10 protein-coding genes are annotated in these 14,848 nt (G+C 72.6%); 8 read left to right on the plus strand and 2 right to left on the minus strand.

All coding sequences use genetic code 11. The features are described from left to right. Positions 1–34 precede the first annotated feature (34 nt). From JG540_RS07850 to JG540_RS07870, 5 genes are all read left to right on the plus strand, one after another. Positions 35–220: a ubiquitin-like protein Pup gene (locus tag JG540_RS07850; protein WP_200275145.1), complete on the plus strand. Its 186-nt coding sequence runs from the start codon at positions 35–37 to the stop codon at positions 218–220. Next, complete coding sequence (locus JG540_RS07855) at positions 217–1,677, plus strand: proteasome accessory factor PafA2 family protein (RefSeq protein WP_200275147.1); 1,461 nt, start codon at positions 217–219, stop codon at positions 1,675–1,677. Before JG540_RS07850 ends, JG540_RS07855 begins: the two co-directional genes overlap by 4 nt. A 110-nt stretch (positions 1,678–1,787) precedes the next feature. Then, a complete protein-coding gene (locus JG540_RS07860; RefSeq protein ID WP_200275149.1) occupies positions 1,788–2,447 on the plus strand; it encodes a hypothetical protein in 660 nt (219 codons plus the stop codon). A 136-nt stretch (positions 2,448–2,583) separates the two neighbouring features. Then, on the plus strand, positions 2,584–3,402 hold the full coding sequence (gene hisN, locus JG540_RS07865; protein ID WP_200275150.1) for a histidinol-phosphatase: 819 nt from the start codon (positions 2,584–2,586) through the stop codon (positions 3,400–3,402). 138 nt (positions 3,403–3,540) lie between these two features. Further along, complete coding sequence (locus JG540_RS07870; RefSeq protein WP_200275152.1) at positions 3,541–4,380, plus strand: undecaprenyl-diphosphate phosphatase; 840 nt, start codon at positions 3,541–3,543, stop codon at positions 4,378–4,380. Between the two features lie 113 nt (positions 4,381–4,493). Here JG540_RS07870 and JG540_RS07875 read toward each other — a convergent pair whose 3' ends face one another. Continuing rightward, entirely contained in the window at positions 4,494–6,140 is a 1,647-nt protein-coding gene (locus tag JG540_RS07875) for an OmpA family protein (RefSeq protein ID WP_200275154.1), read from the minus strand. 196 nt (positions 6,141–6,336) lie between these two features. Between JG540_RS07875 and JG540_RS10615 the strand changes: the two genes are divergently transcribed. From JG540_RS10615 to JG540_RS07890, 3 genes are all read left to right on the plus strand, one after another. Beyond that, the gene (locus tag JG540_RS10615; protein ID WP_267977935.1) at positions 6,337–9,081 is read left to right on the plus strand and encodes a tetratricopeptide repeat protein; all 2,745 of its coding nucleotides are present in this window, start codon (positions 6,337–6,339) and stop codon (positions 9,079–9,081) included. 131 nt (positions 9,082–9,212) lie between these two features. Then, positions 9,213–10,601, plus strand: coding sequence for an exonuclease SbcCD subunit D (locus JG540_RS07885; RefSeq protein ID WP_200275156.1), 1,389 nt, complete (start codon positions 9,213–9,215; stop codon positions 10,599–10,601). Then, complete coding sequence (locus tag JG540_RS07890; RefSeq protein WP_200275158.1) at positions 10,601–14,239, plus strand: AAA family ATPase; 3,639 nt, start codon at positions 10,601–10,603, stop codon at positions 14,237–14,239. The genes JG540_RS07885 and JG540_RS07890 overlap by 1 nt, the downstream gene beginning before the upstream one ends. 137 nt (positions 14,240–14,376) lie before the next feature. Here JG540_RS07890 and JG540_RS07895 read toward each other — a convergent pair whose 3' ends face one another. Then, entirely contained in the window at positions 14,377–14,847 is a 471-nt protein-coding gene (locus JG540_RS07895) for a DUF6912 family protein (RefSeq protein WP_200275160.1), read from the minus strand. Between the last annotated feature and the right edge of the window lies 1 nt (position 14,848).

Genomic DNA, 14,848 nt, shown 5'->3' on the forward strand with positions numbered 1-14,848 from the left:
TTCCACCCACCACAAGAGACAGCCGGAGCAGAGCATGACTGACCGTATCCACGCCCAGACCTCCCATGAGGAAGCCCCCGAGCCCGAGCCCACGGCCCCGCCTGCCGCCCCGACCACCCAGGTCCAGGGCCTGGACGAGGTCCTGGACGAGATCACCGACGTGCTGGAGGTCAACGCCCTGACCTTCGTGCAGGGCTTCCGCCAGAAAGGCGGCCAGTGAAGGGCTCCCCTGCCGGGCCGCTGCACCGGGTCGTCGGGATCGAGACCGAGTACGGGGTCACCAGCACGTCCCTGGGACCAGGGGCCGCGGGGGTGCCGCTGAGCGTGGAGGAGGCGGTACAGGAGGTCTTCCGGCCCGTGGAGAGCCCCCGCAGCGGCACCCACCGCTTCACCACCGCCGGTGCCCGCCTCTACGTGGACGTGGGCAGCCACCCGGAGTACGCGGGCCCCGAGTGCCTGTGGGCCAGCGACGTGGTGGCCCAGGACCTGGCGGGGGACGCGCTGCTGGCGGACCTGACGCAGGCCGCGAACGAGCGGCTCGCCCCGGCTGGTGTGCGGGTGCACGTGCTCAAGTCGAACACGGACGCCTGGGGATCGACCTTCGGCTGCCACGAGAACTACCAGGTGGCCCGGGGCACCCGCCTACCCCTGCCTGGCCTGGTGGGCTTCCTCGCGGCCCGCCAGGTGCTTACGGGGGCGGGGGCGCTGCCTGCGCTGGGGACGGCCCTGCCTGCACGGGGCGAGGAGGTGCCCGCGCCCGGCCTGCCCCTGTGGCCCCTGCGCTACTCGGCCCGGGCGGAGCACATCAGCGCGGTGTCCTCTGCCGACCCCACCCACGAGCGGGCCTTCGTCAACACCCGCGACGAGCCGCACGCGGACCCCGCCAGGTGGCGGCGGCTGCACGTGGTGGCCGGGGACTCCGCCATGAGCCCCTGGGGCACCGCCGTGAAGGTGGTGCTGCTGGACGCCGTCCTGACCCTGGTGGAGCAGGAGGGCTGGGACCTGGCCGAGTGCGAGCTGCTTGACCCCGTGCAGGCCGCCCGGACCTGGAACCTGGCCCCTGCTACCCTCTGCCCGCGCCGCGGGGGCCGCCCGCCCCTGGCCTGCCCCGACCTGCTGGAGCTGGTGCTGGAGCGGCTGGCAGGCGCCCCCGGCCTGGGCACGGACGCCCTGACCAAGGAGGTCCTGGAGCTGGCCCGCCGGGGCGCCCAGGCGCTGCGCACGGGCGAGGCCGCGCCGGTGTCCACCGAGCTGGACTGGGCGGTCAAGCACCGGGTGCTGTCGCGGGTGGCGCAGCGCGCCCCGCAGGGCTGGGCCGACCCGCAGGTGCGCCGCGCCGAGCTCGCCTACCACGACCTGTCCCGGTCCACCGGCCTGCGGGAGGCATTGAGCGCCGCGGGCCTGATGCGCCCGCTCGTGCCCGCAGACGTGGTGGCGGCGGCCCGCACCCAGCCGCCTGGCGGCACCCGGGCGGGGCTGCGGGGCCGGGTGGTGGAGGCCTGCGAGCGCACCGGCCGTGCCCTGTCCGTCGGCTGGGCGCACGTGCGCCTGGACGAGCCCCCGCAGCCGCAGATCGACCTGCCCGACCCCCGGTGCAGCCAGGACGAGGCCGTGGAGGCGCTGCTGGCACGGATCGAGGCCCTGGGCGAGGCTCCCCGACGCGCCCCGGGCCGCTAGCACCTTGCCCGCAGCCCGGCGGCCAGCGGGTGGGGGCGCCTCCCGCAGGCTGACCAAAGCGTCACCCTGCCGGTGCAGCACCCGACCCTGGAGGCGCCTAGGATGCGACTATGTCGCAGCACCGCAAGGCTCCGGCGGCTACAGCCGGCAGGTGGTCGCCCTGGCTGGTGGTCGCGCTGCTGAGCACCGGGCTCGCGGTGTGCTCCCTGCTGAGCAACCTCCAGAGCCTGGCCATGCTGTCCCGCCAAGTCCCCGACCAGCTCTCCGTAGCCCGCTGGGTGGTCTCCCTCCTGCTCAACACCGGTGTGCTGTGGGCGGCAGCCCAGCTGGCGGCAGGAGCGGTGCTGGCACGTCCCCTGCGCGGCGCCTGGGCGGCAGTCCTGACCGGGGAGCTCTCCCTGGTGCTCCACTACGCCCTGGGCCGTCTGCTGGGGATCATGCCTCCTGGGGTGTGGGCAGAGAACCTGCATTGGTTCGTGACGGCGGTGGTGGCCGGGGTGCCTCTGGGGGCCCTGGGGGCGCTGTGGCGGAGCGGGGGCCTGGGCGGCCTGGTGGCGCGCCTGCTGCTACCCGTAGGCGCTGTCACGGAGCCCTTGCTACGAAACTGGCTGGGAAGGCTCCCGGAGGGGGTGGACCCGAGCACCCCGAGCCTGGTGGCCGAGCGCGTCTCCGGCTGGGTGATGCTGGTGGCAGGCACCTGCGGCGGCGTCGTAACGGTCCTCCGCTGGTGGCGACGGCGCACCCGGGGGCAGGGCTCCCCAGGCTCCTGACGGCGCCGACGTCGCCCGCCTGCCTGGGGCCGTCCGCCTGCTGCTCGGCGGCTCCTCGGCGGCTCCTCACACACCGCCTGGGGGCGGGCTGGTGTCGGTGGGCGGCAGGCGCGCCCCGCCCCGTTACCGTGGACACATGACTTCCCCGGTGTCACCTACGCCCGAGCGCCGCTGGCGTGACGACCTGCACCTGGCGCACCTGATCGCCGACCACGCGGACAAGCTCACGGCGGCGCGCTTCGAGGCCCAGGACTTTGAGGTGGAGACCAAGCCGGACCTGACCCCGGTCACGGACGCCGACCGCGCCACCGAGACCCTGGTCCGTGAGCACCTGGCGCGCGCCCGCGGGCGGGACGCGGTGGTGGGCGAGGAGTTCGGCACCACCGGCTACTCCTCCCGCAAGTGGGTGGTGGACCCGATCGACGGCACCAAGAGCTATGTGCGGGGCGTGCCCGTGTGGGCCACCCTGATCGGGCTCGTGGAGGACGAGGAGGTGGTGGTGGGCCTGGTTTCCGCCCCTGCCCTGGGACGGCGCTGGTGGGCGGTCAAGGGCGGCGGGGCCTGGACGGGCCGCAGCCTGTCCTCCGCCAGGCAGGTCCGCGCCTCAGGGGTGGCGCTGCTGGCGGACGCCTCCCTGTCCTACTCCTCCCTGTCCGGCTGGGCGGAGCGCAGGCGCCTGCGGGCCATGCTCTCGCTCATGCAGCAGTGCTGGCGCACCCGCGCCTACGGGGACTTCTGGTCCTACATGCTGGTGGCGGAGGGGGCCGTGGACCTGGCGGCCGAGCCGGAGCTGAACCTGTACGACATGGCGGCGCTGGTACCGATCGTCACGGAGGCGGGCGGCCGTTTCACCTCCTTGGACGGCGCCCCGGGCCCCTGGGGCGGGGACGCCCTGGCCACCAACGGCCACCTGCACGAGGCTGCCCTGGCGCTGCTGGGGCAGGACAGTGACTGAAGGCTCCGCGCCCGGGGCTGAAGGCTCTGGCTCAGGCTCTGGGCCCTGACTGAGGCCGTTGCCACACGCTCTCGGCAGGGCGCCGGGGCGGGGCGGCGGTAGCCTGGGGCCTCCCCGTACCTGCGACCTGGGAGCCCTATGAACTGGCTGCACGCCGTCATCCTCGGCGTTATCGAAGGCATTACCGAGTTCCTGCCCGTGTCCTCCACCGGGCACCTGAATATCGCCGAGAAGCTGCTCGGCTACGAGATCGACTCGGTGGGGATGACCGCTTTCACCGCCGTGATCCAGGTGGGGGCGATCCTGGCTGCCGTCGTGTTCTTCTGGCGGGACATCGTGCGGATCGTGACCGCCTGGCTGCGGGGGCTGCGCTCCAAGGAGCAGCGTCAGGACCCGGACTACACCCTGGGCTGGGGCATCATCCTGGGGTCCGTGCCGGTGGCGGCTATCGGCCTGCTGCTGAAGGACTTTATCGAGGTCACCTCCCGCTCCCTGTGGGTGATCGCGGGCGCGCTGATCGTGTGGTCGGCGGTTATGTGGCTGGCGGACCGGCGCACCAACCTGACCAAGGGCATGCGTGACGTGACGCTGGTGGACGCCCTGATTATCGGCGGCTTCCAGGCCCTGGCCCCGGTGCTGCCGGGTATCTCCCGCTCCGGCGCCACGATCTCGGCGGGCCTGTTCCGGGGCTTTGACCGGGTTACGGCCACGCGCCTGTCCTTCTTCATGGGTATTCCGGCGCTGGTGGCGGCGGGGGCCCTGGAGGCGGTCACTGCCTTCCACGAGATCGGCTCCCCGGAGATCGGCTGGGCGGCCACGGGAATCGCCACCCTGACCTCCGGGGTGGTGGCCTACGCGACTATCGCCTGGCTGCTGCGCTTCGTCTCCTCCAACAAGTTCACCAGCTTCCTGGTCTACCGGGTGGCGCTGGGCCTGGTGATTATCGCCCTGGTGGCTACCGACGTCGTGGCCGCCTGAGGCTGCTGGCAGAGGCGGCGGCCCGGCACGGGGTGATCCTGTGCCGGGCCGCCGCGTTCTCGGGAGCGGGGTACTTACGGTGCCGCGTGCGCTCCAGGGGCAGTAGGCGCCTGTCAGGCCTCTACCACGGGGACGTCGGTCAGGCGCCAGGGGTTGGCGTGGCTCTCCCTGTCGTCCGCCCGGTCCACGGTGACCGTGGAGCCGCCCGTGTCCGGCCAGACCACCAGCACCCGGTAGGTCTTGCCCTCCTGCGCGTACTCGTCCAGGTCCAGCTCCGCGAGCGGACGGTGCCCGTCCGCGCCCAGCGGCAGGTAGTCCAGCGGGAAGACGTACTGGCCGTCCACCGCCAGGGTCACGCCGCTGGCCGCGGAGAAGGGGCTCAGTCCCGCCTTCTCCCCACGGGCCGTGTACTCGGCGCTGCCCACGGAGTCGCGGAACCAGACGTTCAGGCTGGAGGACAGGGCGACCTTTCCGCCCACCACCCGGAACTCGCCCAGCAGCACCTGGCCCCGGCGCGTGACCTGGTCCAGGTAGATGGTGACCTCGTCCTGGCTGTGCGGGTCAACCACCTTCACCCCTGCCGCGCCGGTGGCGCTAGGCCCCTTGGGTTCTGGGACCTGGGCAGCCGCCCCGTCGGGCTTGGGCAGCAGCTTGGTGCCGCCGGTGGGGGTCAGCACCACCTCCACCCGCCGGTTGGCGGCCCGGGCCTCCTCGGTGGTGTCGTTGATCTTGGGCTCGGTCTCGCCCTTGCCGACGACCTCCACCTGCCACTTGGACAGGTCCACCAGCTCTCCCAGGCGCTGGTGCACGGTCTGGGCGCGCTTCTCGGAGAGGGTCAGGTTGTAGGCGTCCTCGGCGACGTCATCGGTGTGGCCCGTGATGGTCATGCTGCCGCCATCAGGGTAGGCCTTGATGAGCAGGGCCCCCACCTGCAGGCCGGCGTCAGCGGTGGCGCTGAGATCAGCGGAGTCGGTGGCGAAGGTGACGTCACCGGACAGGGACAGGGTCACGTCCTTGCTGGTGGTGAGCGAGCCGCTGGAGCCGTCAAAGGCGCGGGCGTAGAACTCCAGGTCCAGCGGTGCCGACCGGTTCGGCTCCGGTGCGGCGGCGGCCACCAGGGCCTTGCCGTCTACGCCCGGCACGGTGGCAGCCTCCACCACCTCCACCTCAAAGAAGCCGGTCTCTGAGAGCATGGCGACCAGCCTGGTGGTCCCGGCGTCGATAGCCCCGAAGCTGAAGTAGTACTCGTTGGTGTCGCCCTTCTCCACGAAGGGGTCCTTGGGCTCGGCGGTCTGGGTGCTGACCCACACCCTGCGGTTGGCGGTGTCGACCAGCCGGAGCGGGCGGGTTCCCTGGTTCTCGGCGGACTGGCTGCCGAGCCAGAGCTCAGGCAGTGGCGGGTAGATCTGCTCGTCGGCACCGGGGTCGTCCTGGGGCCGGTGGGCGACGACCTTGAGCAGGGAGGAGCTGTCGTCCACGCGGATGACGGGACCCACCGTCATCTCGATGCTGTGCTTGCCTTTTGCCAGGTTGTCGATACGCATGGTGGTGCCAGCGGGGACGGGCACGGCTGCCGGGGTGTGGGCCGGGGCGCCGGAGGCCGGGGCCCCCGGGGTGGAGCCGCCGGAGGCGCCGGTGGCGGGCGGCTTGGGGCTGGCGTACTCGTCACCGCAGGCGGTCAGGGCGCCTGCCAGGGCTGCCAGGACCGGCACGCCCAGGAGGCGACGACGGGAGAGGAGGAGGTCGCTGCGCTTGCGCATTGGAGTACCTTTCTAGGGAACCTTGCGGATACCCACAAGGTATGCACGGGCAGTACCCAAAGTGTATGGGGACCAGTGCCGTGCTACCCATGCGGTCCACGGGTACCCGGGGAGGGCTGCCCGGACCTGCGCGGTGCGGTGACAGGGCCGAGCCTGGCTGACCGCTTGCCAGGAAGCACGCTCTAGGATTCTCCCCGTGCGTTCACAGACGTTGCTGCCAGCCACCACCAGCCTGCTTAAGTTCCTAGCCGCCGGAGCCTGGCTCACAGGCCAGTCTGCTGCTGCCGGAGGTCTGAGCCTAGTGGCGGACGGACTAGGCTCGGCCACTGACGCAGCAGCACGGTGGCAGCTTCTGCGGCAGATGCTTGACGGCGGCCCGCAGCAGGAAGAGCTGTCACGAGAGCTCGCGGCGGAGCTGGAGAGCCAGCTGGCCCAGGAGATTGCGCAGGTGCAGCGCCAGTGCGCGCAAGCGGGAAACGCGCAGGAGCTTCTCGGGGGCGTGGTCACCGAGGTCTCCCTGGCCATCAGCGACGCCTGCGGTGACAGGGAGCTGATCCTGGCAGCCGTGCGGCAGCCCGAGGACTTTCCGGCCCTGCTCAGGCGCAGCGCCACAGGTAGGCGCCAGCACGTGGAGTCCGCCGCCGAGCACTTCTTTGACCGCCTGCTGGAGGAGTCCGCCCACGCCTTCACCCGGGTGGCCCCGGGGTCGCAGAGCTTTGACCTGGCCGCCTTCACCACCTTGCTGGACTCCACGGAGCGCCTGGAGGCCGGGGTCAGCAGCCTGCAGGACAGGCAGAGACGTATAGAGGACGGCATCAGCCACCTGCGGGCCGGGCAGGAGCAGATGAAGCAGCAGATGGACGGGCTCAGTGCCAATGCAGTCCCTGGGCCTGCCCAGCACATCCGCTCCGGCAGCCGCCCGCGTGTGACCGCAGACTTCGTGGAGCGCCAGCAGGTGGAGACCCTGATGACGGCGGTCCTGGACCAGGGCGCCGAAAGGACCGCCCTGGTGGGGATGCGCGGCTCAGGCAAGTCCCAGCTCGCCTCCCTGCTGGCACAGAGGTGCGAGGAGCAGGGCTGGCCGCTGGTGGCCTGGCTGCATGCCCAGTCCCGCGACTCCCTGGTGGCAGACCTGGCCGATCTGGGCCTCCTGCTGCACCTGCCCGCAGGCAAGGACGACACCAAGGAGGAACTGGCCCGGCGCTGCCTGAGCCACCTGGCCTCCAGCCCGGCCGCTGACCGCCTGGTCGTCCTTGACAACGTGGAGGACCTTGACGACCTGGAGGGCCTGGCTCCCCGGGGAGCGGGGCTCCGCCTGCTGGCGACCACCACCAGGCAGCAGATATGGCAGGACCGGGAGCGGGTACCGGTGGGAGTGTTCGAGCGTGAGGAGTCAGTCGGCTTCCTACGCTCGCAGCTGCCCAGCCTCCAGGAGACGCAGGCAGACAGGCTCGCGGACCTGCTAGGGGACCTGCCACTGGCCCTGTCCCAGGCAGCGGCCACGATACGGCGCGAGGACTGCTCCTTCGAGGAGTACGCGGAGCGTCTACGCTGCGCCTCCCTGGAACGGGCGGTGACCCGGCAGGAGGGGGACGAGTACCCGGAGGCGGTGGCCGTAGCCCTGTGGTTCGCGGCGGAATCGGCCCTGGACGACATCTGCCGCTCCGACCGGGCACGCGGCCAGCTCGCTCGCAGACAGCTGGAGGCCCTGTCCTGGCTCGCCGCCTCAGGCGTACCCGGTGAGTGGCTGACCAAGGCCCTTGGAAGGAAGGACCTGACCAGGGCCGCCCTGGCCGACCTGGTTGAGCACTCAGTGTGCCAGAGGTCCTCTGACGGTCAGCTGGTGCTGCTTCACGGCCTGCAGGCCCGGGTGCTCCGGGAGGTGTGGGCAGGCAGCCGGACGGAGATGATCGCGAGCGCCGCCGCCGTCCTGGGTGCCGCCGACCTGCCCCAGCGGGCACCGGACACCTTTCACGACACCCGGCAGCAGGCCCTGGCCCTGACGGACCAGCTGACGGCCATCGCCGAGCAGGAGCTGTCACAAGAGCTCTTCAGCCAGGAGCCCGTGGTGGAGGCGCTGTGCCTGGCCCTTGACGAGGCCTCCGCCCTGGGAGCGCCGCAGGCCGCAGTCTGCCTGGAGGAGGCCGTTGCCCTAGTTGCCCGGCTTCTCGGTCCGGACCACCCTGACACCCTGCTAGCCCGCAACAACCTGGCTGGCGCCTACCAGGAGGCTGGCCGTCTTAGCGACGCCATCCCCCTGTACGAGCAGAACCTTGCGGACCGCGCCCGCGTCCTGGGACCTGACCACCCCGAGACCCTAACCTCCCGCAACAACCTAGCCAGCGCCTACGCGGACGCCGGACGCCTCCAGGACGCCGTCACCTTGTACCAGCAGAACCTCACGGACCGTACCCGTGTACTGGGCCCCGACCACCCCCACACCCTGCAGGCCCGTAACAACCTGGCCTACGCCTACGCGGACGCAGGCCGCCTGCAGGAAGCCACGCGCCTGTACGAGCAGAACCTCGCTGACCGCGCCCGCCTCCTGGGGGCCGACCACCCTGACACCCTCACCGCCCGCAACAACCTGGCCTACACCTACCAGGAGGCGGGGCGCCTGCGGGAGGCCACCTCCTTGTACGAGCAGAGCCTTGCCGACCACGCGCGCGTGCTGGGCCCGGACCACCCCCAGACCTTTACCGCCCGCAACAACCTCGCCACCGCCTACCAGGACGCTCGTCGTCTGCAGGAGGCCATTAGCCTGCACTCCCAGAACCTTGAGGACCGCGCCCGGGTCCTGGGTCCTGACCACCCTGACACCCTCACCTCCCGGAGGAACCTGGCCACCGCCTACCGGGAGGCGGGCCGGGAGCAGGAGGCGCAGGCCCTGTCCGGCAGCCCGGCCCCGGAGGCCCCCGGCACCCGGCCGGACCAGCCTTGAGGCAGACGGCCGCCACGCCGTCGGGAGCGCGCCGGGGCCGCCAGACCCGCACAGGCCTGGCAGGACGGCCCGCGCCCCGACCGCCCTGGCCTGCGCGAGTTCCTGTCAGACCCCTGTGAGAGGCTGAATCCATGCGGATCCTGCACACCTCCGACTGGCACCTGGGGCGCACCTTTCACGGGCGCGTCCTGGATGACGCCCACGCCGCCTTCACCGAGCACCTGCTGGAGCTGGTGCGCGCCGAGAAGGTGGATGCCGTGCTGGTCTCGGGGGACGTCTACGACCGCACGGTCCCGCCCCAGCAGTCCGTCCAGCTCCTGGACGAGACGCTCCGCCGCCTGAGCGAACGCACCCGCGTGGTCCTCACCCCCGGCAACCACGACTCCGCCCAGCGCCTGGGCTTCGCCTCCTCCCTGCTGCGGGAGGGCCTGGTCATCCAGGCCCGGGCCGACGGCGTAGACCGTGCCATCACCCTGCCGGACTCCGCAGGCCGCCCTGGCGCGCTCGTCTACGCCCTGCCCTACCTGGACCCCGAGTCCGCCCGCTGGTCCCTGCCGCCACTGCTCTCCGCACGCCTCGGGGAGAGCCCGGGCGAGGTCCCGGAGCAGCAGACCGTCCCCGCTGCCCCGGAGCACTCCGCCAGCCTCGCGCCCCCCGCCAGCCAGGAGCCTCCCGGCAGCCCCCGCCTGCCCCGCTCCCATGAGGCGGTGGTCAGCGGCGCCCTGCGGCTGGTGGCCGCGGACCTGGCCCGGCAGCGCCAGGGCGCGAGCCGCCGCCTGCCCGCCGTCGTGATGGCCCACGCCTTCGTCTCCCCCACCGGCCCTGGCGCCAGCGACGCCGAGTCCGCCCAGCCCAGTGAGTCCGAGCGGGACATCAAGGTGGGGGGCGTGGACCTGGTGCCCTCGCAGGTCTTCGCCACCCTGGGCGGCTCTCCCCACGCCCCCGCCAGCGGCGGCCTGGACTATGCGGCCCTCGGGCACCTGCACCGGCCCCAGCAGGTGAAGCTCCCCGCCGCCCTGCGCCAGCAGGTGGAGTCCACCGGCACACCCCTGCCGCTGCTGCGCTACAGCGGCTCCCCCCTGCCCTTCTCCTTCTCCGAGGCCCCCTACCCCAAGTCCTCCGTGCTGCTGGAGCTCGGCCCCAAGGGCGTGACCCGCAGCGAGCTGGTCCCCACCCCCCAGACCCACCAGGTCCTGACCCTGCGGGGCAGCCTTGAAGAGCTCCTCTCCCCCCAGCACGACGGCCTGGAGGCGGCCTGGCTGCGGGTAGAGCTCACCGGCGAGCTCGTGCACGACGCCACCGCCCGCCTACGCCGTCGCTTCCCCAATCTCCTGGCCCTGACCCGGGTGGCCCCCGCACTAGCGGCAGGCAGCGTGCCCGCCCTACACCGCCAGGCGGACCTGCCCCAGGTCGCAGACGCCTTCCTGGCGGCCGCCGGAGGCCGCGCCCCCACCCCCGCAGAAAGCGCCGTGCTCCGGGAGGCCTACGAGGCCGCACGCAACCAGGAAGGCTCCCGCTGATGCGCGTACACAGCCTCACCATGACCGCTGTCGGCCCCTACCCCGGCACCGAGCAGATCGACTTTGACCGCTTTGCCGCCTCCGGGCGCTTCCTGCTCACCGGGCCCACCGGCGCAGGCAAGACCACCATCATTGACGCCATCGTCTTCGCCCTCTACGGGCAGGTGGCCGACTCCGAGGACTCCTCCAAGGCACGTATCCGCTCCACCCACGCCGAGGCCACCACCCGGACCGTCGTGGAGCTCGTCTTCTCCACCAGCGCAGGCACCTACCGGCTGCGCCGCAGCCCCGAGTACCAGCGCCCCAAGAAACGCGGCGGCGGCACCACCACCGAGAAGGCCACCGCCCACCTGTGGCGCCTGGCAGACCCAGACGCCAGCCCCACGGAGGAGCCTGTCAGCGGGCCCCGGGAGGTCGGGGCGGAGGTCGCGCGCGTGGTGGGGCTCAGCCGCGAGCAGCTCACCCAGACCGTGGTGCTCCCCCAAGGCAAGTTCGCCCAGTTCCTGCGCGCCAGCTCCGCCGAACGCCACCAGCTGCTGCGGGACGTGTTCGGCACCGGCGTCTACGACCGCGTGCAGGAGCAGATCGCTGAACGCTCCCGCGAGGCCAAGCGCCGCAGCCAAGCAGCCCGCACCAACCTGGACGCCACCGTCCAGCACCTCCTCACCCTGCTAAGCACCTACGACGCCGCAGGCAGCTCCGGGGCCCAGCCGGAGGGCGACACTCCGGCGGAACCCGGGCCAAGCAGCACGGCTGACCGTAGTCCCCAGCCCTCCCCCGCGGTGTCAGCGGGAGACGGCACTGCCCAGGAGAGGCCGGAGGCGGAGGACGGGGGCGCAAGCGCGAGCGCCACCGGTACAGGCGCTGCGGGTGGTTCGAGCGAGGCGGGCAGTGCGAGCGGTGAAGGCGCTGCGGGTGGTTCGAGCGAGGCGGGCAGTGAGAGCGTTGCGGGCGACGAGGGCAGTGCGGGTGCTGCGGGTGCTGCGGCGCCGCCGGTCGTCCTCTCCACCGCCGACCGTCTCCTGGCAGCCAGCGCCGAGACTCCGCCCCACCCAGAGCGCCTGTCCCAGGTGCTTGACGGCACCCTCCAGGCCTCGTCCACCCGGCTGGATCAGCTGGAGGGGCAGGAGGCCCAGGCCCAGCAGGACCGGGACCAAGCCACCCACCAGCTGGAGCAGGTCCGTGACCTGGCCAACCGCCTGGAACGACGCCGCAGGCTCCTGGAGGAACAGGCCCAGCAGGAGGCCCAGGCACCCCAGCAGCAGGAGCGCGAGCAGCGGCTCGCGCAGGCCGAGGCCGCCGCCCACACCAGCACCCCCGCGCAGGTGCTCTCCCGGGCCCAGGCCAGCGCCACAGCCAGCGTGGAGGCCGCCACCACGCTCCTGGCACAGCCCCAGCCCGCCATCGTGGAGGTCAGCAGCTCCGCCCAGCAGGGCCTGCGCCTGCTCCAGGACGCCACCAGCAGCCCCACCCTGGAAACCAGTGCCTCCAGCACCCCCGGTGCGCCCGAGGCTACCGAAGCCCTGCCCGGTGCACCCGTGCAGGTGCCCGCCGCACAGCCCAGCGGCAGCGCAGCCGCAGGCTCCCTGGAAGACCCCGCCTCAGCCTCCCCCCGCCTCCCGGGCACGCTCCGCTCTAAGACAGCCAGCCCCGGCAGCGGACCCGAGGCACCCGCGTCCCGGCCCACCGGTGCTGACGCCCAGCTCCCCGGCGAGGAGCTGCTGGCCAACGCCACCCAGACACTCACCGCCGCCGCCCAGAGCACCAGGCAGCAGGCCGGGACCCTGACCGCCCTGGCTAGCACCGAGGCCGGGCTGCCCCAGCGGGAGCAGGACCTGACCGCCCAGGCCGCGGCCCTGGCGCAGGCCGAGCAGGACCTCAGCCAGGTGGAGGCCGAGCTGTCGGCCCGACCCGCACAGCTTGAGGCCCTGCACGCCAGGCTCGCGACGGCGCAGGCCGCCCAGGACTCCCTGCCCGCCCTCAAGGTCGCCCACGACCAGGCGCAGGCCCGCCACCAGGCCGCCGCCCTGGCCGACCAGCTCACGCAGCAGCACACGCGGGCGCAGGAGGCCGTCGATGCCGCCGCGCAGGCCGCCCAGCAGGCTGAGGAGGCGGTACACGCCCAACGGCGCCGCTGGATCGCCACCACCGCCGGGAACCTGGCTGCAGAGCTGGAAGCAGACAGTCCCTGCCCCGTCTGCGGCTCCACCGAGCACCCACACCCCGCCCCCGTCGAGGAGGGCACCGTCAGCCGCGCCCAGGTCGAGGCCGCCGAGGCCCACGCCAGCCAGGCCCGCCAGTACCTCCAGGACACCGTGATGCAGCGCCAGTCCCTCCAGGAGCGGCTGGAGGCCGCCGTCACCCAGGCAGGCAACCAGGGCCAGGCCCATACCAGCGCCGCCCTGCAGGCCGCCCAGCAGGAGCTGGCGACGGCGCAGCAGGCCGCCCAGCCCCTCAAGGACCTGGAGGAGCAGGCCGCTGGCTTCACCCAGGCCACCGCCCGCCTGGCCCAGGAGGCCGCCGCCGCCAAGGCCCGCAACCAGGCCGCAGCCGCGGCCCTCCAGGTCCAGCAGGATACCCTGGAGGCGGACACCCAGAAGGTCCGCCAGGCCCAGGACGGTGCCCCCAGCGTCCAGGCCCGGATCGCCGCCCTGACCCAGCGGGCCGAGGCCTACGAGGCCTGCACCCAGGCCCTCACCCGCTGCCTGGCAGACGCCCAGGCCGTGGCCCAGGCCCACACTGACCTGGCCCAGGTGCTGCGCGCAGAAGGCCTTGCCAGCCTCCAGCAGGCGGAGTCCCTGCGCCTGCCCCCAGCCGAGCTGAAGGCCCTGCGCACCCAGGTGGACGACGCCCGTGCCCAGCGGCAACGAGTCCGCCTGGCCCTGGCCGAGCCCGAGATCACCACGCTCACCGGCCAGGAGCAGGCCGACCTGCCAGCCGCCCAGGAGGCGCGCACGCAGGCCGACACCCGGCACACGCAGGCCGTGCGCGCCCTGGAACGGGCCCGCTCCCAGCACCAGGCCCTCGAAGACGCCTGCACCAGCGTCCAGGACGCCGCCACCAGCCTGCAGGAGGTAACCGCCAGCCAGGCCGCTTTGCTCCGGGTAGCCGCCCTCGTCAGCGGGGACAACGACCTCGCCACCCCCCTGGCCACCTGGGTGCTGGTAGAACGGTTCCAGGAGGTGCTCGTATTCGCCAACCAGCGCCTGGCCGAGATGTCCTCCGGGCGCTACCAGCTCACCCACGTGGACCACGAGACCGGCTCCGCCCGCCGCAAGGACCGGGGCCTGGGCCTGGGCGTCATCGACCACCTCGGGGACCAGGCCGTCCGCGACCCCAAGACCCTCTCCGGCGGGGAGACCTTCTACGTCTCCCTGTCCCTGGCCCTGGCCCTGGCCGACGTGGTCGCCACCGAGTCCGGCGGCATCACCATGGAGACCCTCTTCATCGACGAAGGCTTTGGCACCCTGGACCCCGAGACCCTGGACAAGGTCATGGCCGAGCTCGCCCGTCTCCAGGCCGGAGGCCGCACCGTCGGCATCGTCTCCCACGTGGAAGAGCTACGCCGTCAGATAGCCGACCGCATCGAGGTCCGGCGCACCGCCACCGGCTCCACCCTGCGCCAGACCGCCACCTGAGACCAGGCCACCGCCTGATACCAGGCCACCGTCTAGAAGCAGGCGCCGCCAGCATCCGGTCCTACCTGCAACCTCCAGGTCAGCGGGCAGGCCCGCAGCCCCACGGCCTCCAGGTCAGCAGCCAGTCAGGCGCAGGCTCACACCCCCAGCTCGGCGGCCAGGTGGGCGCGCTCAGAGACGTCGAACCACAGCAGGTCCGCCTCCGCCGTCCGCTCAAAGGCCTCCTCATCACCCCTGCGGGCGGCCTCCACGTCACCCTCGGCGGCAGCCTCGTCAACCAGCAGCGCCGCCACAGACTCCCACGGCACCGGCGCTCCCAGGCGCACCGTGCCCGGCAGCACGTCCTCCCCCACCGCCAGCTCCTCCACGCTGGCGCCGTCCACGTCCGCCGCCACCACCACCCGGCGGGAGGGCAGCGTCTCCGCCCCCGGCACCGCCAGCAGCATCAAGGAGGAATCAGCGGCGCACAGGCTGGCTGACACCTCCAGGCCCTCCTCGTCCTCCTCCGTCAGGGCCTCAGCCAAGGTCCGGGTGGCCGCATGAGCCAGACGCGCAGAGATCTGGGCCGCCCGCAAGTCAGCGGCGGTAGCAGGAACATAGACACGCATG

Origin of the sequence: Actinomyces weissii (assembly GCF_016598775.1) — a bacterium.
GTDB classification, from domain to species: Bacteria; Actinomycetota; Actinomycetes; order Actinomycetales; family Actinomycetaceae; genus Actinomyces; species Actinomyces weissii.